Annotated in this window: 15 protein-coding genes and 1 pseudogene; 8 read left to right on the top strand and 8 right to left on the bottom strand. The window is 43.0% G+C overall.

The window, feature by feature from the left end:
- Positions 1–114 precede the first annotated feature (114 nt).
- Positions 115–1,350, top strand: a complete 1,236-nt coding sequence (locus S4054249_RS03090) for a right-handed parallel beta-helix repeat-containing protein (protein WP_046356888.1) — start codon at positions 115–117, stop codon at positions 1,348–1,350.
- 477 nt (positions 1,351–1,827) lie between these two features.
- On the opposite strand, the gene S4054249_RS03085 is transcribed toward S4054249_RS03090, so the two are convergent.
- Complete coding sequence (locus S4054249_RS03085; protein WP_052961019.1) at positions 1,828–7,365, bottom strand: two-component regulator propeller domain-containing protein; 5,538 nt, start codon at positions 7,363–7,365, stop codon at positions 1,828–1,830.
- Positions 7,366–7,608: 243 nt separating this feature from the next.
- Here S4054249_RS03085 and S4054249_RS03080 point away from each other — a divergent pair, with 243 nt between their 5' ends.
- Positions 7,609–9,129: a response regulator gene (locus S4054249_RS03080; RefSeq protein ID WP_052961020.1), complete on the top strand. Its 1,521-nt coding sequence runs from the start codon at positions 7,609–7,611 to the stop codon at positions 9,127–9,129.
- 4 nt (positions 9,130–9,133) lie between these two features.
- Here the strand turns inward: S4054249_RS03080 and S4054249_RS03075 are convergent, their stop codons facing one another.
- The gene (locus S4054249_RS03075; protein ID WP_046356889.1) at positions 9,134–10,864 is read right to left on the bottom strand and encodes a CocE/NonD family hydrolase; all 1,731 of its coding nucleotides are present in this window, start codon (positions 10,862–10,864) and stop codon (positions 9,134–9,136) included.
- 219 nt (positions 10,865–11,083) lie between these two features.
- On the opposite strand from S4054249_RS03075, the gene S4054249_RS03070 reads away from it, so the two are divergent.
- Positions 11,084–13,213: an alpha-amylase family glycosyl hydrolase gene (locus tag S4054249_RS03070; RefSeq protein WP_052961021.1), complete on the top strand. Its 2,130-nt coding sequence runs from the start codon at positions 11,084–11,086 to the stop codon at positions 13,211–13,213.
- Positions 13,214–13,220: 7 nt separating this feature from the next.
- On the opposite strand, the gene S4054249_RS03065 is transcribed toward S4054249_RS03070, so the two are convergent.
- The gene (locus S4054249_RS03065) at positions 13,221–14,090 is read right to left on the bottom strand and encodes a LysR family transcriptional regulator (RefSeq protein ID WP_046356890.1); all 870 of its coding nucleotides are present in this window, start codon (positions 14,088–14,090) and stop codon (positions 13,221–13,223) included.
- A 101-nt stretch (positions 14,091–14,191) separates the two neighbouring features.
- Here S4054249_RS03065 and S4054249_RS03060 point away from each other — a divergent pair, with 101 nt between their 5' ends.
- The gene (locus S4054249_RS03060) at positions 14,192–14,569 is read left to right on the top strand and encodes a YybH family protein (protein WP_046356891.1); all 378 of its coding nucleotides are present in this window, start codon (positions 14,192–14,194) and stop codon (positions 14,567–14,569) included.
- Positions 14,570–14,611: 42 nt separating this feature from the next.
- Here S4054249_RS03060 and S4054249_RS03055 read toward each other — a convergent pair.
- Positions 14,612–15,075 (bottom strand): annotated as a pseudogene (locus tag S4054249_RS03055) (CreA family protein).
- A 201-nt stretch (positions 15,076–15,276) separates the two neighbouring features.
- On the opposite strand from S4054249_RS03055, the gene S4054249_RS03050 reads away from it, so the two are divergent.
- Positions 15,277–16,035 carry a hypothetical protein gene (locus tag S4054249_RS03050; protein WP_046356892.1) on the top strand — a complete coding sequence of 253 codons (759 nt, stop codon included), beginning with the start codon at positions 15,277–15,279 and terminating at the stop codon, positions 16,033–16,035.
- Here the strand turns inward: S4054249_RS03050 and S4054249_RS03045 are convergent.
- On the bottom strand, positions 16,032–17,825 hold the full coding sequence (locus S4054249_RS03045) for an ABC transporter transmembrane domain-containing protein (protein ID WP_046356893.1): 1,794 nt from the start codon (positions 17,823–17,825) through the stop codon (positions 16,032–16,034). The genes S4054249_RS03050 and S4054249_RS03045 overlap by 4 nt on opposite strands.
- 257 nt (positions 17,826–18,082) lie before the next feature.
- On the opposite strand from S4054249_RS03045, the gene S4054249_RS03040 reads away from it, so the two are divergent.
- Positions 18,083–19,129 carry a PLP-dependent cysteine synthase family protein gene (locus S4054249_RS03040; protein ID WP_046356894.1) on the top strand — a complete coding sequence of 349 codons (1,047 nt, stop codon included), beginning with the start codon at positions 18,083–18,085 and terminating at the stop codon, positions 19,127–19,129.
- A 58-nt stretch (positions 19,130–19,187) separates the two neighbouring features.
- Here the strand turns inward: S4054249_RS03040 and S4054249_RS03035 are convergent, their stop codons facing one another.
- A complete protein-coding gene (locus S4054249_RS03035) occupies positions 19,188–20,594 on the bottom strand; it encodes an alanine/glycine:cation symporter family protein (protein ID WP_046356895.1) in 1,407 nt (468 codons plus the stop codon).
- A 191-nt stretch (positions 20,595–20,785) separates the two neighbouring features.
- On the opposite strand from S4054249_RS03035, the gene S4054249_RS03030 reads away from it, so the two are divergent.
- Positions 20,786–21,733, top strand: a complete 948-nt coding sequence (locus tag S4054249_RS03030) for a bile acid:sodium symporter family protein (RefSeq protein ID WP_046356896.1) — start codon at positions 20,786–20,788, stop codon at positions 21,731–21,733.
- Here the strand turns inward: S4054249_RS03030 and S4054249_RS03025 are convergent.
- Positions 21,730–22,164 (bottom strand): hypothetical protein, encoded by a 435-nt coding sequence (locus tag S4054249_RS03025; protein ID WP_145924971.1) that lies wholly within the window; start codon positions 22,162–22,164, stop codon positions 21,730–21,732. The genes S4054249_RS03030 and S4054249_RS03025 overlap by 4 nt on opposite strands.
- A gap of 67 nt (positions 22,165–22,231) precedes the next feature.
- Entirely contained in the window at positions 22,232–22,414 is a 183-nt protein-coding gene (locus S4054249_RS03020; RefSeq protein WP_046356898.1) for an alternative ribosome-rescue factor A, read from the bottom strand.
- A 187-nt stretch (positions 22,415–22,601) separates the two neighbouring features.
- Here S4054249_RS03020 and S4054249_RS03015 point away from each other — a divergent pair, with 187 nt between their 5' ends.
- A complete protein-coding gene (locus S4054249_RS03015; RefSeq protein ID WP_046356899.1) occupies positions 22,602–23,558 on the top strand; it encodes an alpha/beta fold hydrolase in 957 nt (318 codons plus the stop codon).
- The last annotated feature ends 78 nt before the right edge of the window (positions 23,559–23,636 follow it).

The following is a 23,636-nucleotide window of genomic DNA, read 5'->3' as shown; positions in this document are numbered from 1 at the left end:
TCTTTATTTACTCTATTTTTCTAGTGTTTTTTGTGTGTTGTCACCAATATAAACGCAAATTCTTATTCACTTTGATTCAACAATAAATTCAAACATTTGATAATGGAGTGTCCAATGCCGAATACTAAAAAAGCCAAAAGCATATCTGTGTTGTTAATTAATATACTCATAGCTGCCCCCAGTTTTGCAACAGTCTCCATTCAGAAAAACCAAATTGACGAGACCTCGAACCTACAATGCGATCATTACATTAGTAGTAAACAACACTTGATAGATGGTCAAAGTATGTCACTCAATGCGGGTGACACCCTATGCCTAGCACCAGGAGAGCGTGGCCCACTAAGAGTGAGAAATGTGCAAGGATCCGCATCAGCGCCTATCATCATTCGTAACCAAAGCGCAGTGGTGACATTCACGCCTTACGAATACAGTATCGCAATTGAAAACAGTCAATGGCTTAGGATCACATCAAATACAGTTGAGGGAGAGTCAGAATACGGCTTAAGACTTGGTGGCACACTTGGAATTGGTGGGTTAAGTGAGCAAATCGAAATTGATCATATCGAAATTTATCGTGCTAGGTTTGCAGGTATGCTCATAAAAACAGATCCGACTTGCGATAGTCGCACTTGGGCAGAAAACTTCACTATGACTGGTCTTCGTATTCACAACAACTACATCCATGACACAGAGAGTGGCGAAGGCATGTATATTGGCTATACAGGTAAATCGCGTAACCTTGTCTGTGATAACACGTTGACTACAGTCTACCCCCACAAGATCCAAGGCGTGCATATTTTTGACAATAAACTAGAGAATATTGCCGCTGACGGTATACAGCTTAATTCAGTGCAAAATAATGCATATATCACCAACAATACAATTTATCGCACAGGTGTTAGCCCTTTTGATCCGCACTGGCAAAATACTGGTATTCAAGTCGGCGGCGACAACGTAGAGATTAAAAATAACTTAATTTATCGCAGTGGTGGCAATGGCATGATGATTGATGGTGATGGCATTAAAGTGCTAAGTAACCATATCATTTACGCTGGAGAAAATGGCATATTTGCCCGTAACGCAGCTCAGCAAGATAGCAGTATAAGCAATGGTTTAGCGCATGCATACAAGGGGAATTTGATTGTCCATCCAGGTAGCTACGCACTTAAACTATATGCAATCAACACCCTCTCGGAACACCTTATTATTGAAAATAGTATTGAAAATGATGGTTCACTAGATAGTGCTGGGCGGCCAAAAACTTTTTCTTATTTAAACAATGCCGTATTGCGGCACGAATTAAACAATCATCATTACGTAACTCAATCAGCATATATAGAGGCGAACTAAGCAGCCTATATTGTAATCGTCTCGCTGAGCGTGCCGCTTGTCATCTTTGCCCAACATACCTGACTGGCACGCTCGGCACTTTTGCAATAAAAGGGGAAAATTGAAATAAGTTTCGCTGAGCGTGCTACTTGTCATCCTTGCCAACATACCTGACTGGCACGCTCGGCACTTTTACAATAAAGGGCAAAATTGCAATGAGTTTCGCTGAGCGTGCCGCTTGTCATCCTTGCCAACATACCTGACTGGCACGCTCGGCGCTTTTACAATAAAGGGGAAAATTGCAATGAGTTTTGCGGAGCGTGCCGCTTGTCATCCTTGCCAGCATAGCTGACTGGCACGCTCGGCACTTTTGCAATAAAAGTGAAAAACTTAAATGGAGCTTGCTGAGCGTGCATAAAGTCATTCATCCCAACATACCTGACGAGCACGCTCAGCACTTTTAATCACGATCAGCTAGAAGCGCTATCTTCCTTTAAATCAGGCCTGCTCAGAAACCTCAAGATCTGGCTTAATTTGCGCCAATAACTCCTTGGCAGCATCAAAGTCATAATCGTCAATTAATGTCGCTAACCGTTTGAACTTATCCACAAACAGTGTACCGTCGTAGATAGGTAGCAACTCACTCACCAAATCAATCGCATCGGTATCATAGTCTTCTAATAACATAGTCAATTGCTTCAACTTATCCGCAACTTGCTGCTCCGTGAGGCGCGTACAACTTTTAGCGTCTAAACCACCTTCATCTCCCTCGTGACTTAGCACTTGTTGTATAGCAAAAATTAATGGTTCTAATTTTTCATGGACCTGATTTAATGCTGCCTTATATTCACCTTTATTAGCACATATTTGCTCTAACTCTCCCGCTACATTCTGCACCTCAGTTGCGCCTATGTTGCCAGCAGTACCTTTAAGCGTATGCGCACAACGCATAGGCGCATCCGGATCAGCATGTTGCTGCTCAAGTGCTTCATCAAAGTGTGCATGAAAGTGCTGCTGACGATCAACGAACCTTCTTAATAATCGCTTAAATAACGCAACATCTCCTTGTGATATCGATTGTGCTATACCCGTATCAATGCCTTCAATATCGGGGTAACTCGACTCTGATTTTATAGTAAGTGGTTGCTGTATATCATTTTTAATCACATTCGAAACTGAAATCCACTTCCGGAGTGTTGCGAACATTTTGTCAATATTCAGAGGTTTACTAATAATATCATTCATCCCACATGCCAGTGCTGCCTCCTGATTATCCATCATAACGCTGGCTGTCATCGCAATTACAGGTAAGGATTCAAATTGAGCTTGCTCTCGGATCTTACGAGTCGCAGTATACCCATCCATCACCGGCATTTGGCAATCCATCAATACACCGTCAAACTGACTTTGAGCTAACATTTCCAGTGCTTTCTGACCATGTTCGGCCACCTCAACAACGATTCCCTTGCTGGTCAATAATGTTACTGCAAGCTCTTGGTTTAGATCATTGTCTTCGACCAATAATAGGCGTGCGCCAGACAACTGTTGTTGCTCATGCTCATCTTGCTCGTTACGATGCTCAACCTGCTGACTACTTAGACCCAATGCGCACTGTAAAGCAGAATACACATCGTCTGCCAAAAATGGTTTCAATACATAGCTGCTGCGTTCAAACTCACGCAAGTAGACATCAACATTTTGCATTTCATACAACGGCATTAATATACAAGGCATATGGGGGTCTAGATGACGTATCTGCTGTAAATAAGACCTCGATTGCTCAAGCCGCATATCTATAAAAACGACATCTTTATCCACTAACATGCCGGCAAGATCTGCAATGTCAGAAGATGCGAAAGCCTGTGCTTCAATGTCAAAACGCGACAGGCAAGAAGATAAATAACGGCTTGAGCTGAAGTTGTCATCAATGATCAATGCGTGCTTTAGCTCAAGCTTTTCAAGTGCTTCAGGTTCATATAGAGCATCATCAAGCACTAACGTGAAACTAAATGTGCTTCCTACCCCCTGTGCGCTTTGGCAATGGATCTCACCATGCATCAGTTCAACCAACTTTTTACATATAGCCAGTCCAAGACCTGTTCCACCATATTTCCGTGTTGTTGAAGTATCCGCTTGCGAAAATGAGTTAAATAGTTTTGCTTGCTGCTCTTGTGACATACCGATACCAGAGTCAATCACAGCAAACTTTAATGTCAGCTCTCCAGCTACTTGCTGCTCAACCCGCACATCCACCAATACCTCACCGCCTTGCTCGGTAAATTTCACGGCATTGCTGCCAAGATTAAGCAAAATTTGAGATAAACGAAGCGGGTCACCAATTAATTTACTGGGCACTGCTGGGTCAATATGTGCACATAGCTCCAGCTCTTTTTCTTTTGCTTTAACTGCAATTAAATCCAAAGCACTGCGCAGCGTGTCTTCGATGCAAAATTCAACTTGTTCAATATCTAGCTTGCCTGCTTCAATTTTAGAAAAGTCTAATATGTCGTTAATAATACCTAGCAATGATTCTGCACTGCGATGAATTTTCTCAACATAGTTACGCTGCTTAAAATTTAAGTCGGTTTCTAACGCGAGGTAACTCATACCAATAATGGCATTCATTGGTGTACGGATTTCATGCGACATATTAGACAAGAAGTCTGACTTTGCTTGCGTAGCGCTCTCTGCACGCTCTTTTGCTTGCTTTAAAGCTGCCTCTAATCCTTTGGAATCGGATATATCCATATGTATACCAAACATTTCCTTGCGCCGACTATCTTGATTCACAAACACACTTTGCCCCATGCTTAAAATCCATTTCCACTGTCCATCTGCCGTTTTCATACGCAGCTCACAACGGTATGTCTCTGCTTGCTTTGAAAGATGAGCCTGAAGTGCATTTTCGACTATGGCGAGATCATCAGGATGGATAAGCTCACGCCAGCGATTAATGGTTTCGCCATAACGCAGCTCAAGCTCACCTTCTTGGTAACCGAGCATAGTTGACCAAATCCCATTAGTGACAAGTAGGTCACTTTGGCAGTCCCACTCCCAAGTACCGGCATTTGCTCCTTGCATCGCTAAATCAAGCCTTTGCTCAGCCTCTTTCAATTCACTATAAGACAGTGAATTCGCCAGTGCGACTGCAATATGGTTAGCGACCGAGCGTAACACATTTAAATGAACTTCCTTATAGGCACGGGGCTTATTTGATTGTACGGTAAACACACCGATAACTTTGCCATCCACAATCAAAGGCGCACAAAAGACAGACTTAGTTTGTTCACCATAAAGATTATTACAGGCTTTAAGCCCAACCTTGTGCCAGTGGTCATCCGTAGCCGCATAAAACTCTTGTCCACTTGAGACACAATATACATCGGCGCTACTCACCACCTTGGTGTGACTCTCCAAGGCTTCATATAACTCACCTTGCTGCATCGCATAGATATAATCGATGTAGTTCTTTTCAGGATAAAACACCCCTACAGCAAAAAATTCGCAATGTAATATATCACTGAGGTGAGCGTAGATGGTTTCACTGATAACATGCATGTCATATGTTGCAGCAACCTCTTTACCAACTTCTCCTAACACCACAATATCGCGTGTCCTACGTGCAATTTTACGCTCTAATTCGATGCTATTTTCTCGTAATTGCCTTACTCTCAGCCAAAACCCCAATAGTAAAATAACCACAACGAGCATCGGCATTAAGACACGAAACCACATAGTTTGATACCACGCTGGGACACTGATCACCTTAAGCTCAATCCCTACCTGATTCCAAACACCATGATTATTACTACCCTGAACACGAAAACGATATTCACCCGGTGGTAATTCCCGATAATTAACAATGTGCTCTGGGGTAATTGCGCTCCACTTATCGTGATAGCCCACCAGCCAAGTGCGATAGCGGTTATCATCTGTTGCTTGATAATCTAACGCAGCAAAATGAATGGATAAGTTTTTATCTCGATGACCTAGACGGATCTCACCATTGTTTATCTCTATCGGTTGACCATCAACAAAAGCGCGAGTGAATGCGACAGGTGGGGCACTGGTGTTTACTTTAACGTCCTTGGGGTTAAACCCTGTGATGCCATCAATGCTACCAAATAAAACTTGCTCGTCATTAACAGTAAAAGAACGCGCTAAAAAATGATGATTAATTAACCCATCGTTCGTAGTAAATTGATGAAAAATACCGTAGGTGGGGTCAAATTTAAACACGCCACTGGCACTAGCAAACCACAAAAAGCCATCTCTATCTTGCGCAATAGACTTAACAGCGAAATTCACTTGTGAAGCGGTATTTTCGTACTGTTTAAATTGTTGGGTTGTGATATCAAATCGGGTGATCCCCAGATTAGTTGCTAACCAAATATGCTCACCTTGCTGCATCACATGTGTCACATAATTACCATTTGGGCCTACTTGCTCTCCATGCGCTGTATACTGCACAAAACGTGACGTGGTTTGATCAAGTCTAAACACCCCCTCCCCATCGGTGCCAGCCCAAATCATCCCTTCACTATCATGAAAAGTAAACTCCAAGTCCTGTTCATTTAGAAAGTGCTCCACTTGATTATTTTCAACGTCAAGCCGCGTCAGCCCGCTTCTCCCTGACAGTACAACCCAAATGTGGCCTTGCTCATCAAAACTAATGTGCTCCACTGAACGTCGTGCATCCTCCAACCAAGGTAAAGGCACCAAGCTCAAAGATTTAGCGTCCTCATCCACACGATACAAACCAAAACTGGTTGCCGCAAACAGCCCCCCGGTGTGATCTCGAGCCATGCTATGAACACGCAATCGATAATTGCCTTGCAGTGTTTGTGCATCTGCAAATGGGGTAAACTTTGATTTACCATCAAAATGCACCAAACCACGTCCGGTGCCCAACCAAACACCTCCTTGCTTGGCATCTTCAATCGTGAGGACTTGATTAAACAATCCTGAAAGCAATTGGTCATTTAAGAAGTTTTGCCAAGAAATAAAAGCAGGAGGATTAGGGAAGACTTTTTGCACGCCTGAATATCGCGTTGCAGCCCAAAGCAGCCCACTGTCATCTATTAATATTTGTCGCACATCACGGTTTTGTAGCAATGTGAGCTCACCGTTTTCAATAACAGGAATAAATTGATTTTCGCGAGGAGAAAAGCGATACACACCTGCAAAGGTTGCTAATAAAATATCCTCATTAAAATGATGTAAGCGCGTCACACTGGGTAGAGTGCCTGACGTCAAGTTATATATGCGGTACTCTGCGGTTTCTGGATTAAACAATCCAAAGCTGGTGCGCGTTGCCACCCATACTCTGCCAAGATCGTCTACTGAGACCTGACGTACCTCTGCATGGTCCAATGATTGTGGCGCGACACCATAGCCTTGAAATTGACCTGTATTTCTGTCCAATCGATACAAACCGTTGGATGTGCCAACCCATATATCCCCTTTACTTCCTTCACTAATACTCCAAACCCGATCACTGCCTAAGCTATAGGGGTTATCAGGTTGCGGTACAAAGCGCTCAAAGCTTTGTAAATCCTCTTTTAGACGATTCAGACCGCCGCCATTGGTCCCAATCCATAAGGTCCCATCACGACTTTCAAACAGTGTTTGTACTTTATTTGCACCGAGAGAAGATGGATCATTTTCGTCATATTTAAAGTGCACAAAATGTTGTTCTTCTCTGACAAATAAGTTTAAACCACCACCCCAAGTACCGGCCCAAAGTCGCCCTTGCTTGTCAAAAAGCAAAGTCCCGACGCTATTGGCAGATAAAGAATTTGAATCATTCGGGTCATGATTAAAACTGACAAATTGATAGCCATCGTAACGCTTAACCCCATCAGCACTACCAAACCACATAAACCCTTGAGGGTCTTTTGATACTGCGTATATTTGCGGATTGGCTAACCCATTGTAGGCTGAAATAGCCTCCACTTTGACCTCATCAGTGCCCATGGCACGCTCGGCATAAACACAAAAACTAAGTAAAACAAAAAACAGCCGCCAAAGGCGCATATCTGACTCCTTGAATCATCTCAATGACAAACCAACACTTGTGGCTTCCCCACGCTCAATTAGCATAGTGTGTACTTTCAAAAATGGGTAAGTGTATGCATAATTATTAGACACTTTTCGATAACATGTGCAAAATAAGAAGAGTTAATTTTTGTCTACCAATCACTCAGTTATGTAGTCGCGTGTCAAGGACAGTCAATTAGCCTGTAAATTTCATTAAGCAAATTTGGCGCGGAGAACTCTATGGCTTGGAGTGACAACCATCAATCAATAACCGTATTAATTGTAGAACCTCATGAAACTATCCGATCTATGATAGCCAGCACGGCGAAAAAGCTCGCGCCCGAGGTGACTGTAGTGCAAAGCTCAAACGGGGTAGATGCTAGAGAAAAGCTCAATTACAATGACATACAATTGATCATTTCTGAGTGGAAATTACCTAAGTTAGACGGTATTGCACTACTACAGTATGTACGCAGCAACCCTCGAACAGCTCAGATCCCTTTTGTGATGACCTCTGCCACCATAGATCAAGGCAATGTAATGCAAGCCATTCAAAGTGGTGTATCCGAGTACATTGTCAAACCTTTCTCTAGCCAAATCTTATTATCTCGCTTACAACGAGCACTGAGTAAACCTGTACGACCAATGAAGGCCGCAAGTGCAGAGCAATCAGAACAAAAAGAACATGTCACACAAGTATTAGTCGTCGATGATGTTGCCGATAACATTAAAGTGATCAGCGATATTTTGCGCAAGGACTATAAAGTTAAAGCTGCGCTTAATGGCAAAAAGGCACTGCAAATTTGCGCCATGGAACCACAGCCTGATTTAGTACTACTGGATATTATGATGCCAGATATGGATGGTATTGAAGTCTGCAAGCGCCTTAAAGCCGATCCTAACACCCAACATATTACCGTGATATTTTTATCCGCATTAGAACAAACTGAACATATTGTCAAAGGCCTTGAACTTGGAGCCGTAGACTACATTACCAAGCCAGCCAACCCGTCTATTGTCCGCTCACGGGTGAAAGCACACTGTCGCGCCATTGACTCCAATCGTCTTATGCGTGCGCAAATTGATACCATGATGGAAAATGCCAAACTCAGAGATCAATTTGATAACGTAAACCAGCAAGAAGTTGTCGCGCCTATAAAAGAAATACAAACCGCCAGCAATTCACTCTCAAACCACTTAAACGATCCACAAAAAGCGCAGCAATATTTAGATTTTATCCAGCAAAATTGTCAGCAGTTGCAATTGCATTTGGATAATATGCAAGCGCTACAAAAAATTGAGCGCAATGAATATGAGTTTAAGCCCACAACGCATGTCATACACAACGTATTAGATAAGGTACTATTAGGGTTAAGCCATATCATTTCCAATCTGCAAATCAATATTGCCAACTCTGTGCCCGAAAACTTAAAGATCAGTGGAGAGCAACAACTATTGTTCGCGTTATTTACTCATTTAATACAAAACGCCTTGGAGGCGTCTAAAACCAATAAAACCGTCAAGATCAGTGCCCAAACTGAAAGCCAATTTCATATTATCGAAGTACACAATTCAGATCCCATTCCCCTGCCAATACGACATCAATTTTTAGACAAATTTGTCTCCCATGGCAAAGGAGAGCGTTCGGGCCTTGGCACCTATACTGCCAAGATACTCACAGAGCAGCAAAAAGGCTATATTGAATATCGCAGTGATGAGCAATCTGGCACATCCGTTTATGTCAGTTTGCCCATCGCCTAACGCGCTATTGAGTCAAGGGTAATGATACTGGCTGAGTGATATCAACGCTTGGCTTTAACCAGGGTATTTGGATATAGCTCGGGTAATTTTCATCGTGCAAGACGCTAATATTAGCGACAGTGGCGTGTGCCATTGTTTGATATGACACGGGTAATCCACTGTTAAAATGCTTTTGATGATGCCACTTTGAGGAGCGTACAATAAACCTCAATTTACAACCTTTTTCGATTTCTCTTGCCATCCAATCAAAATCGTCCAACCTGAGTTCAAAAGGGGTATTAATGGGTGTAGAAATAGGTATAGATAAGTTGTCTCGATATTTCACTCGCCGATATGCTTGGCTTAGCAGGCGCATTTCATCGCCTTTGCAAACTTCAAACACATCCAAGTAGATATCCGTATCGACAGTACTTATCTCAATCCAAATTGAGGCTTTGATTTGGCCAATTAATATTTGCGATTGTGTAAGGTAGGGCGTATCAAAAGCCACGTAACTGCCACTTTCCTGAGGAATGTCAACCGTCCCTGTCATATCTAGTCTTAATGGTAACCTCACCGCTATTTTGGGGTTATAAACATAACGACTTTTAACCTGCTGAGCTGTATGTTTATTCGGTTTTTTTACCCGCATATTGTGCAACGAAATTCGTTCTACTTTTGAACCTGAGCGCAACGAGTTTTGTCCAAACCAACGTCCTGTCTTTTGCACATACTGGATCACAGGAGAGTGCAAATAGTTCGGCTTTCGCTCACCTTTCAATGTCCAATTAAACCAGTCTAAATACAGCGTGGGCATATCAACCAGTGAGTGCGCCGAGAATTGCGCTTCATGCACCTGACTTTTAGGTTTTCTGGTGCCACTGTGATCCCAAGGCCCCATCACTAAATAATGGTCCGCAAATACGGTGGTATCTCCCCACTGTTGATGATGTTTGTAATACTTTAATGTGCCTCGTTGATCACCATCATAATGACCAGTAATAGACAATATCGGGGTGGATATGGCTGAATAATCCATGCGGTTTGGGACCATCTTTTGCCAATACATATCGTAATTTGGATGGGCTAACCAAGTTTGGTAAACCTCAGATAGGTGATTTTTTTGCTTGTCTAAGTCTTTAAATGCTGTGCCGTTATTTTTTTGCTTTACATAAGCATTATCCCACCCATCTCCCGAGCCATAATGCTTAGTGTCAGTCTTAGATAACACAAAGTCCAACCAAGAAATCGTATAATCTGAGAAGATATTATTGCGCATGGGAAAATCATATCCAGGGTATACAGAAGCAATGGCAATCATTGAGTGTAATGAAGGTGGTCGATATTTCTGTATCGCCCACTGAGCAAACCCTCGATATGAGCCACCTAAGGTGCCGACTTTACCATTGCTGAGAGGGTGATTAGCCAAATATTCAATCACATCATAGCCATCTTTCCCTTCATCAACAAACGGTGTAAACAGCCCCTCAGAACCGCCTACTCCTCGACTATCTACGGAAACAAATATATAACCATGCGCACTAAAATACTCCCCTCTTTGTGTCGCTTCCTCTCGTCCATAAGGTGTAAATTGCACAATCACTGGGTATTTTTCATCATGACTTTGGTCCTGTTCAGGTACATACACAGTTGCCGCCAACTTAGTCGTATCTCGAAGTGGTATGGATATCTCTTGCACAGCAAACGCTTCAGAATAAAGCCCCATAAGAAAAATCAGTAATATTGCAATATGCATAATCAGTCCCTAAATAAACACCAATTTAATACGGTATAACATAACTAAAAAACCTCAGCAAATATAAACGATTTATCAGACAGATAGCGCATACCTCAAGCAAACATCAGTGCCATACATAATGCATACGTATTCAAAAGATAATCCGACAAATCATGCTAGGTTTATCCAGATAGGATAAAAAACATGCTAAATTCACTTGTGCAAGGATCTGCTTAAATGAACACACTCGTTAAGTTACTGAAAGCAACACCATATACTCTCGTACGATATGCCCTCTGGAGAGCGCTGCTTAGTGGCGTACTGATTAGCTCAACCTCATCAGTGTGCTTTGCCACCAATGATGTGATGCTACAAGGCTTTTATTGGGATGTCCCAGTGGATGAAGAGAATAAAAATGGAATTTGGTGGGACCACTTAAAGCAGCAAGCGCCAAGTTTATCTCAAGCGGGGTTCTCAAGTATCTGGATACCGCCTCCTTCGAAAGGAAACTGGGGTATTATCGATATGGGCTATGGCGTATACGACCACTATGACCTTGGTCGTTATTTACAAAAAGGCAGTATCGAAACGCGCTTTGGCAGCCAGAGTGAACTAACAAGCATGATCCACTCACTTCAAAGCCATAATATCGAAGTCTATGCCGATGTTGTCCTCAATCATATATATAGCAATGAACACGACAGTGAAGTCAACCCAGCAGTAAAGGCATATGCAATGGGCAAAGCACATCAACACCTTCATGTTGCCTACCCCAGTAATGAAATTAGCTGGCAGCTCAAAAATGTAGAAGGGCGTATATTTATCAAGGTCCAAGGCTATGGCTCAACCATGCCTTGGCATCAACACATCAATAGTAGAGGGTATGCGCTGAGTATCACAGACGATAAACATGCCATCACGCCAGATACCATCCACGTAGAACAGGAACCTAATGACGGTAATTACTCTGCAATACGCTCCGGTAGTAATGCTTTTCCTAGCATAAATACTACACTGCGAGGGCAAATTATTGATCAAGTAGATGTAGATGAGTATTGGTTAGAAGTACCGAAAAAAACAACTCTCTACATTAAGCTTGTCGCAAAGCAAGGTGACCCAAGTAGTGCGACAACCTGGGTGAACGCGCCGCAAAATAACGGCTTTGTGCCTATCGAAGTGTGGCAACAGCGCGCGCCTGATCAGGTGAGTACCAACATTACCGATACACATTTATTTGCCTTTACCAATACGCGGATCGTCCCTCCCCAACGAATACCTGACGGTAACTACCCAAGCAGCGATGATGGCTGGCGATATAACGACTTTCACCCTGTCGATGGAAATGATTGGCTGGGAGATCTGGGGAACGATGAAGTGATCACCAATACCAAGTTTTTTGGTAATGATACCAACACCTTTTCGCCCAGAGTCCAAGAGAAATTAATTGAGTGGGGGAAATGGCTTGAAACAGAGCACCATTTTGATGGTTTTAGACTCGACTTTGTACGCGGCTTTCAACCAGAGTTCGCAGCTAAGTGGGTCAATAATCTGCCGAAAAATAATGGTAAACAACCATTTGTCGTCGCTGAGTATTGGGGTGGAGACAGTAGTATAAAATCGTGGATAGACACAGTTCAAAGTGCTGGAGCTGACATTGATGCTTTTGATTTTCCGTTAAAATCAGTACTTACACAAATGAGCAATCAAGATCAAAGCTTTGATATGCGCTCGCTCAATAACGCAGGGTTGGTGCGAAATGGACACGGTCATCAGCTCCCCGGAACTTCAGTGGTTACTTTTGTTGAAAACCATGATACCGGCAAAGAACATGATAAATGGGTGAATAAAGACCACAAACTATCTTACGCCTATATTTTAAGCCATGAAGGGAAGCCAACTATCTTTTACTCTCACTATTTTGGGGTTAAACAGCATGACTACCATAAGCCAAACATCACGACTCAGGCTCCCGCGAGTTTACATCAAGATATCAAGCAACTGATGTTTGCTCGAAATACTTATATGGATGGCGGGTTAGTCGTCCTTTCTCAACAAGGTGCACCTTATGGAGACATACAACATGTTTATGTGGCCAGACGATTTGGTAAACACCACAAGCAAGGTGCCATTCTCGTCTTAAACAACCACAACACAGAGCGAAAAGGAGTATGGGTGAGCACCCAAGCAAATGGGTTTAGTGATTTGGCAGGGCAAACACTCGTTAATGCCTTTGATACCAGTGACAAAGTCACCATTTATGAGGACGGCAGAGGATATTTCACAGCCCCTAGCCGAGGTTATACCGTTTATGTGCCACAACGGGATTTTCAACCCTTCACACATACCTCCTCTGCCACCATGCATTAAATCGCCGCTAGCCCATACGCTGGGCTAGTTTAGTCTCAATGGCTTGCAAGCAGACCCGAATACTCAATGGTACTTGTCTGTCAAATGTGTGTAACGCAAATACCGGATTGGGGACTAGGCTGTATCCTGGAAAAACCTCACATATTTGAGTCGCGTATTCTGGCAACTTAAATTCTGGTATTAACCCCACCCCCGCCCCCTGAGCTATCATGGCCAAGCACGTATCAAAGGTATTTACTTTGCAACTGGCGAGGGTAGAAAACACCTTTTCGTGTCCTTCATCAGACATAAGAACATGCTCTATATGCCGTGATTGCCACACATTGGCAATGTATCTCAATTTTTCAGGAGATTGGCTTGCGAGCAGTGCCGGCGCTGCACAGAGTACATCTTTAAACTCACCAATACAGCGCTGCTTCGCATCGCTATTCGCTGAACGGCCCACGCGAATTGCCAAGTCAATACTGTGTGCCTGTAAGTCTAATTGCTGATCATCTGCGATCAGTTCTAATTCAAGCTCAGGATACTCTGCAATGACAGCGGCCAATGCGGGTGCAATTAATGTTGTCATTAACACATTCGGTGCTGTGATCTTAACTTTGCCTTTTGGCACCTCATTAAATTGTGTTGCTTCCAACCAAGCGAGCTGAGCTGTTTGGTTGATTAGCTTGCATTGCGCATAAAAAGCTTGCCCAGCGACAGTTAAGCTTTGCTTTCTTGTCGTTCGCCGTAGCAGCATCACGCCAAGATCTTGTTCAAGCGTTTTTAAATGTTGACTCAATACTGATTTAGACAACCCTAACGTATCTGCGGCAGCGGTGATAGAGCCACTTTCCACAATCTGTGCAAACAAAGACATATGGCGCAACTTACTCATTTATTGTTTACCTCAGTTAAACAATGTGTTCTTTTTACCTTGTTTTTCTAATCTAATTAAAGCGCTAAGCTAAAACAAGTTTAATTTAGTGGAGCATTCAAATGAGCATCAACACAGCACAACTAGATCTATGTAAAGCCGGCATTGCGGCATGGCAACACGCATTTAATCGTCAAGATGCACAGGCCTGTGCGCAGCAATATACTGAGCAAGCCACAATGAAAGCCTTGCCCTTTGGCGAGTTTACAGGTCGTGATCAAATTGCCGAATTTTGGCAAGACATTATGAACCAGGGTTTTAATGATGTTGATTACACTGAGGTTGATTGGCAATCAAGCCCTGACGGCGGCTACATTTTAACGTCAAATTGGACCATGAATAAAGCCTATGGTGTTGTGCATAAAGAGCACTGGATCATCGAACAAGACGGACAAGCACGCCTCATTTATGACGAGTTTGAAGTGCTAGGTGAGAAATAACGCGTTAGCTACAGCCAAACGCTGTTCGGCTGTAGCTGTCATTTACTGGTGATTTTTTACCGTGACGTAAGCCTGAGTGCCCCATAAAGGCACTGTCGACAAACTGTGCTTAAAGCTGCCCGATGTTTCTTTGGTACTATAAGACAAATACATAAGCGTCTGGCTTTTGGCATCATAAATACGACGCACCTTCATGCTTTTTAAAAAATACTCTTAGACTTCTTAAATACCACTTCACCAGATTTAGATTTATCGATATTGGCTATCATGACTGGTGTGATCTCACCTGTTTGACGGCATGAGATTGAGCTATCACTCGGATCAGATAAGCTCAAATCGGCTTCAACACTTGCAACATGGCATGTCACCCCAGTCACCACAGGGTCAATCATGGAATCTAATTTAATATCTTTCAATGTAAACAAGCCCAATGAAACATCACCGACCTCACTGTCTGAGCAACCTGTGAGCAATAATCCCATTGCTAATACCATGTATTTCTTCATTGCCTTTCCTTTTTTGATAAGTCACCAACAAGCTGACTCTATGATTACATCTTACCTCAACCATCTCAACCTTGACTAAACGCCATGTAGTTTTTCATTAAATGCGTATTTTCAATAAACTTTGTTGCTATTACAGGAAAATTCGATACCATCCTCAGCCGCAATAATTCTCATTTAAAATTTACTAGAGATCAGAAGTATATGAAACAATGTGCTGCAGTTTTGACCTCCTTAATCGTCCTAAGCGGTTGCGAATCGACCCCCCCAGAGGCCGACCCAGGTTCAGTTCGCTTAGATAGTCCAGAAGTACACAGTCAACCCTTCAATGTAAAATTGGCCATAGGCTCAGATAAGGGCCGCTCGATACCAATTGATGATTCCCCACTTGGTTCAAATGAAGCGGGTCATTATGCCAGTGCAGAGATGTCTTTAGGAGGCGGATTTTCTGCCAAGTATCAGGTAGGAAAAGCAGTCAAAGGGTCTATTAAATATCAGTTATCAGGACAAAATGCAGAAACCGCACAAGCTGGTAATATCTCTCACGCCATTACACTTGGATACTTAACTGATCATGAGTCTGGTAGAGAAAAAGGTAAGAACGATGACTCCCCTTCAAGAGATTGGGAACTTGACCATGACCTTATTGATGTTGCATGGATAACAGGTTATCGCTTATCAGAAGATTTCCTTGTGTATGGCAGCGTATTTTACCAATTTGGTGAAATCGATGGCGCTTACTATAGTACATACATTGAGGGCTGCGGCGAATCGCGTGCTCCAGAATGTGTCCAAAGTCGCTTTTCAGATGATGGCTCTGCATATGGCCTCAGTTTAAGCGTTGAATATGCAATTACAAAGCACTTTCTCTATTCACTAGAAGTATCACATAGCCGCACTAATTGGTTCAACCGCAACGAAAATGATACGCTCGTTAACGGTAATATTACCTACCAATTTTAAGTCGCAATACTCTCAACACTCTGTGCTTTATCAAACTGTAACTCACATAACCTTTGATAAAGTACGGAGCTTTCAAGCAAATCCTGATGTGTGCCCATATCAACAATTCGGCCTTTATCCATTACCACTATCACGTCAGCATGGGTCACGGTTGCCAATCGATGCGCAATGATCAAGGTAGTTCTATTTTGCATCAGTTCATTGAGTGCAGCTTGGACATGAAATTCGCTCTGCGCATCCAACGCGCTGGTTGCTTCATCCAACAATAGCACTTCTGGGTCTTTCAAAATAGCACGCGCAATAGCGATACGTTGCTTCTGACCGCCTGATAACCTCACACCTTGCTCACCTAAAAAACTGCCATAACCATCAGGTAATTGCTCAATAAAGTCATGAGCATGCGCACGCTTTGCCGCTTCTATCACTAGCTCATCCGAGGCATCTGGATTGCCATAGCGGATATTATGCCAAACGTCAGAGCTAAATAAGACAGGATGCTGTGGCACCATCCCCATCGAATCACGCAATGCATTGAGTGACACGTGAGTGAGCACTTCATTATTGAATTTTATATCCCCTTGTTGAGGATCATAAAAGCGTTGAAGTAGTTCAAATAAAGTCGTTTTCCCTGCGCCTGATGGCCCAACCAAAGCAACTATTTTCCCCTTCGAAATAGATAAATTTATATCTTTAAGCGCTGGTGTGTCTGGTCTTGATGGATAATAAAAATCTACATTGTTAAAGGCAATACTCACCTCGCCTGTGTGCTCCATCTCAACAGGCTCATCAACATCTTTTATGGCACTGTCAATTTTTAACAATTCAAGCAAACGGCTGGCTGCGCCAGCTGCACGTTGTAATTCGCCATATACTTCCGCAATGGTAGCCACTGACATGGCAACCATAATGGCATAAAAGATAAAGGCCCCTAACTCTCCGCCAGTCATACGCCCTTCTAACACATCCATACCACCGACCCATAACATCACACTGATGGCCCCAAAGGTCAGGAATATAACCGCCGCAATTAAAAAAGAACGCTGTTTAATACTTTGTCTGGCCACGTTAAACGCTTTTTCAACCTCACTGCCAAACGCCTGTTTCTCTTTATCCTCATGAGTGTAACTTTGCACCACCTTAATGTGCTGAATGATCTCACCAGCATACGTACTAATATCGGCGATGGCACTTTGGTTATTTTCAGACAACCTACGCACTCGTTTGCCAAAGATCATGATGGGTATCAAGGTCAATGGTACACAAGCCACGACCAGCAAAGTTAACTTTAAATTAGTGACAAGCAACATGATCAAACCACCCAATAGCACTAATGCACTGCGCAGTGCCATCGAAAAAGAAGAGCCCACAATCGATTGCAGTAAAGTCGTATCCGTGGTCAAACGAGACATCATCTCACCGCTGCGATTCTCTTCGAAGTAACTGGGATGAAGATGTACTATTTGATTAAATACGGCTTTGCGAATATCCGCGCTGACACGCTCCCCGAGCCAACTCATCAAATAGAATCGGCAAAATGTACCAACTGCAACCATAGAGATCAAAATCACCAAGCCAGAAATGGCTTGCGTCAATTGCGCTTTGGAACCCGCGATAAAGCCGCTATCAATAACAAATTTCACACCTTGGCCAATGGATAGGTTCAGCCCTGCGGTAATTAACAAAACCAATAATGCCAACATCGCAACCCATTTATAAGGTTTAATAAACGCCACAATGGGCAATAAACTGGCGATGGCCTTTTGCTGCTTCTCTGGGGTTTTATTGCTCAAATTACTTCCTTTAACTCGCTTTTGAATAAGGTAAATATCTATGTCTAGTCAGTGTGCCATATTCACGACATGATTAAAAAGAACACCACGACTTTATGACTAAGCAAATTGCTACAAAAAGTAACAACGTAAAACAGACACTGTAAGGTGACTAAAAATAAAGCTTAAACTCTCGCCAATTTATATATAGAATAAGTTATAACAAAAGAGCATATGAGCTCACGGTGATCAATGTCACACAACAGGAGTCGATAAGTATGAAAAACTGGGTAAAACAAAGTATTGCAAAAATAGAAGCCGATCAGAATCGTTCTGCTGATACACATTTGTTTAAGTTTCAATTACCGCAGTTTGATGATATTTATTTATACCTTAAAGACGAAAGCACTCACCCGACTGGCAGCTTAAAACATCGCCTTGCACGTTCATTATTTTTATATGCTCTGTGTAATGGCAAAATCAAAGAAGACACGACCGTCATTGAAGCCTCATCAGGTAGCACAGCAGTCTCTGAAGCCTATTTTGCACACATGATTGGCGTGCCATTTATTGCCGTGATGCCAGCATCAACAGCGCAAAGTAAAATAGATCAAATCCAATTCTATGGTGGGCAATGTCATTTTGTAGAATGTGCAACGCAGATGCACGACACAGCCGCCGCGCTTGCAAAACAACGCAATGGCTATTTTATGGATCAATTCATGTATGCCGAACGGGCGACGGACTGGCGTGGTAATAACAACATTGCTGAAAGTATTTTTAACCAAATGAAGTGTGAGCCCTACCCTGTACCCAGCCTGGTCGTCATGGGGGCTGGTACAGGCGGTACTTCCGCAACTCTTGGCCGCTACATTCTCTATAAAGGCTATGATACTGAGCTCATGGTAGTTGACCCCGAATTTTCCGCCTTTTATGAAGGCTATAAAACACGCAACGAATCATTTTGCACTGGCCGTTCTAGCCGCATCGAAGGGATCGGCCGACCCAAAGTTGAGAAGTCTTTTCAGCCTGATGTTATTGATCATATGATGCAGGTGCCTGATGCTGCTAGTATCGCAGCCATGTTATGGCTAGAAAAATTTACTGGCCGTAAAGCAGGCCCATCAACGGGGACGAATTTATGGGGCGCTCTGACAAGTGCTGAACGCATGAAACATAAAAACAAAGGCGGGGCTATTGTCACTTTAATTTGCGACAGTGGCGAGCGTTATTTAGATACCTATTATAACCCAGAATGGGTAAAAAATAACATCGGTGATATCACGCCTTATCAGCGACAACTCGAAGCTTGGTTCAAGGCTTAAACGCCTTTAAAAAGTAGTAAACCCGCCAAATTCGACCTTGTTACGAGCAAGTATAACTTTAGTCCCAAACACCGGGCGATGTATCACCTTGAATGGCAGCATCGCCTTTGCGAAACGCCCGATTTTTCCCCTGCTGCTTTTTATCCAAATAGTCTCGAGTTAAGCTAATTATCGTTGGGGTGAGTAACACAATGGCGTATAAATTTACTAGTGTCATTAAACCCAAAGACATGTCCGCTAAATTCCATGCCTGTTGCAAACTAGCATTTGCTCCCCACATCACCATTACCAAATAAATACCGGTATAGCTTAACCTACCCATGGTATTGTCGAGTTTAAAAAAATGAAGATTACTTTCAGCATACGCATAATTGGCAACCACTGAGGTAAATGCAAATAACGTGATGGCCAAAGCTATAAAATCATCACCAAATTCACCAAAATGCATCGCCATAGCCTGCTGAGTCACGCTGATCCCTGCAAGCTCTCCACTCGCTCCAACCCCAGCAAGTAACACGATCACAGCTGTACAGCTACATAACACAATAGTATCTACAAATACCCCCAGCATTTGGATATAGCCTTGTACAACTGGGTGATTCGGTGTAGGGGAAGCGCCTGCAGCTGCATGTGGTACACTACCTGCACCCGCTTCATTTGAATACATCCCTCGCTGAATGCCGCTTTTTATTGCCGCACCTAAAGCACCTGCCGACGCTTCTGTTAATCCAAATGCAGACAACACAATGTCGGTAATAAGCTCTGGTAATTGAGTAAAGTTAATAGCACTAATGACGATGGCTGTAAGTATAAAAGCAGCGCCCATCCAAGGCACTATTAATTCAGCAAAACGTGCAATCCGTTTTAGCCCACCAAGCACTATAACACCCGCAACAATCGCAATGGCACACCCACTAAGGTAGGGCGGAATAGCATATGTGTTGTTCAGAGCCTCCGCTATGGTGTTCGCCTGCATCGCACTGAAGCTAGCCCCGTAGCCCAAAAACAAGCATAGTGAAAACAATACCGCCAACCATGTTTTACCTAAACCAGCTCGAATGTAATAGGCAGGACCGCCGCGAAACTCTTTGCGATTATCTCTCACCTTGTAAAGCTGTCCCAACACACTTTCTGCGAACCCTGTCGCCATACCTAGTAGTGCAATGACCCACATCCAAAATACGGCACCACTTCCGCCCAGAGAGATAGCCATGGCAACACCGGCTAAATTTCCGGTGCCTACGCGGGCACTTAAGCCTGTACATAGTGCCTGAAATGAGCTGATCCCATTTGAATCAGTACTGGTGCTGTGTCTTGCAAGGGCGAACATATGTTTAAAACCCACCAGTTGAATAGCACCGAGCTTAACTGTGAACCAAGCACCCGAAAACAGTAAAATATAAACGAGGAGCTGACCTTTCCCCCATAATAATTGGTTTATAAACGCGATGACCTGCTCGAACATAGATTTCCCTGAGTGGTGATGCATCGTGCCCCCACTAAGATACCCAGGTGAACACAATTGACTAAGATTTACTTGTTGTTAACATAACAGTGGTGAAAAAAATATACAAACGGATAAAGTGGTATGGCAACATATTCATTCCACAATTTAGCGATTCAATCATCATACTAATCCATACTATTGAGACCATCATGTTAAATAGAGTGATCCAATTATTCCCTCTGTGGGCCCTGTTACTCAGTGCCGTTGCTTACTACAACCCTGAACTTTTTACGCCGTACAAGTCTGCAATCATTCCTGTCTTAACCGTTATCATGCTCAGTATGGGGCTAACACTCACCTGGTCGGACTTTAATAAAGTCATGCAAACACCCAAAGCCATTGCCTTAGGCGTATTACTGCAATATTTAGTGATGCCCTTCGTTGCCCTGACCATTGTGTATATATTCAATTTAGATAATGATCTGAGTCTCGGGATAATTTTGGTAGGTTGTGTCGCTGGAGGGACTGCCAGTAATGTTATGTGTTTTTTAGCGAAAGGCGATGTTGCTTTATCTATCACAATGACCGCCATCAGTACATTATTAGGCGTGTTAGTCACACCGTTTTTAATCTCATTGTATGCCCAACAGCTGGTGGATATTCCTACCCAAGCCATGATCTTAAATCTGCTAAAAATCGTCCTTGCGCCTGTCATAATTGGCTTATTACTCAATAGCTTTTTACAAAAGCAAGTTGCTAAAATACAAGCCATTTTACCACTGGTGTCTATGACTGCTATCGTCTTTATCATTGCAGTCATTGTGGCACTCAATCAATCTCACATTTCATCTGTCGGTCCAGTCATATTATGCGCTGTTGTTTTACACAATGGGATTGGCTTATTAAGTGGATATTGGGCTGCGAGATGGTGTGGGTTTCAAGAAGTGGTCTGTCGGACCATTGCCTTTGAAGTTGGATTACAAAACTCAGGTCTTGCTGTGGCTTTAGCGATGAAGTTTTTCTCACCAGCCGCGGCAATGGCGGGCACCGTGTTTTCGATATGGCATAACATCAGTGGCTCTATATTGGCGAGTATGTGGAGTAAACGAGCTTTACCTGCTAAGCCATCATCATCAACAGCACAAGTACCAGATTAATTAGCCGTTTTTTCAAGCTTAAGTGCAACATGAGTCGAGACCGAAAACCCCAACGTGTGGCGGTCTTGCTTCAGCTCACAATACAATCGGTAGTCGCTGGCAGGTTCAAAGTTAAAAATCCCTTCCACACTCCCCTGGTGCTGCTTGTTTGCACACTTTGCTTGAATACGATAAACACCCGGTAAAATGTTCAAGCTATCAAACTTAGCACTTACATAAGGCAAGCGACCACTCAGCTCCTTGCCTTGCTCATTCCAAATGTATTCAATCACGGCAACATAATCATGGGCAAACTGTCGTGGACCTTGCTCTACAATGACCTTTGCTAGGTGAATGTGTTCGACCTCTTCTGGGTTATAGGTAAAAGGTGCTGATTGACAACCTACTATACCGATACACAATAATGTAAGTAAGCACTTCCTTTTCATCATATTAATCCAATCTGTTGATACAAAAATAGCCGCTTCAAAAGACTTATTTTATGGCTCGCCACACGCTTTACGCTGCCATAAAATAAGGCTCTTGGCCTTGATGTTTTGCTTTTCGGCGAAAGCTGCCTTTACCTTTTTTAGCTTTTTCAACCTTGCTTTTAAATACAGGGCTAGTGACCAATGCTTTTAAGGCATTATCTTTAATATCGCCCCGGTGGTGTTCGTGGCTGTGAGATTCTTTTTTACTCATCATTAATCCTATTTTACGTTAATAAATACAGTCGAAACACTATGATTGTGCGCGTTTTCTATCATCGTCATTTCATCATAGTCACTGCAATCAAAACGAGTATACACGCTTATAAAACAAATTAGTTCATAGGAAATTGGTATTTTTATGCCTAAACTGCACAGAGGGCTTCATTCACTACATCACTATGAAATCAATCTCGATTAGCAATCATATTTCTATCAGTTATCAGGATAAAGGGGATAAAAACAAACCTGCCATTGTCTTGATTATGGGGCTTGGCGCACAAATGACACTCTGGCCTGATGCGCTGTTTTATGGCTTGGTAGAGCAGGGGTTTAGAGTCATTCGATTCGATAACCGAGATGCAGGCCTCTCAACTCAGCTAGAACAATATGGCACACCTAATTTGTTTAAAACCTGGTTAAGCGCACGGTTACCTATGCGCACTAAAGTACCTTACACATTAGAAGAAATGGCCGAAGATACCTTGGCATTAATGAAAGCACTAAAAATAAAAAAAGCCCACCTCGTGGGGGCGTCCATGGGCGGGATGATTGCGCAGCTTATTGCCGCAAAGCAAAAGAAAAAGGTGCTCAGCCTCACGTCTATTATGTCCTCTTCTTCCTCCTTGAAATTGACCCACTCCAATCTAAAAGTCTTCTTACAACTTGCTAAAATTCGTCCAGACAAACCCAATAGAGATGCGGCAATTCGCTACAACATCCGCCTAAATCAATTAATCGGCAGCCCAGCTTACCCCCAAGATGAACACACCTTGAAAATTCAGGCGACTGATACCGTCGAGCGAGCACACAACCCCCATGGTTTTTACCGTCAATTTGCGGCAATGGCAGCAAGCGGCAGCCGCCAGAACCTCATGGCCAAGGTTAAAGCGCCCACCTTGGTGATACACGGCGAATCCGATCCCATAATTCCAAGTCAAGAAGGGGTTAAAACCGCACAGCAGATCCGTAAATCAAAACTCAAAATTGTCCCCGGCATGGGCCATAATATCCCGCCAGAATTGGCGCCAAAAATGATCAAATGGATAACAAAGCACGTTCGTAAAAGTGAACTTAAACGCGCTAAAAAGCAGGCCCAAAAAAAGCAAAAAGCCCATTGGGGTGCAGCGCCCTTATAACAATAAAAAAAGCCCATTCTGGAACGAATGAGCCTCACTGCTTGGGAGTATCTAAATTACGCGATGAAAAGTTTACTG

It is taken from the genome of Pseudoalteromonas luteoviolacea, assembly GCF_001750165.1.
Classification (GTDB): domain Bacteria; phylum Pseudomonadota; class Gammaproteobacteria; order Enterobacterales; family Alteromonadaceae; genus Pseudoalteromonas; species Pseudoalteromonas luteoviolacea_G.
This window is presented reverse-complemented; position numbering and strand designations above follow the sequence as displayed.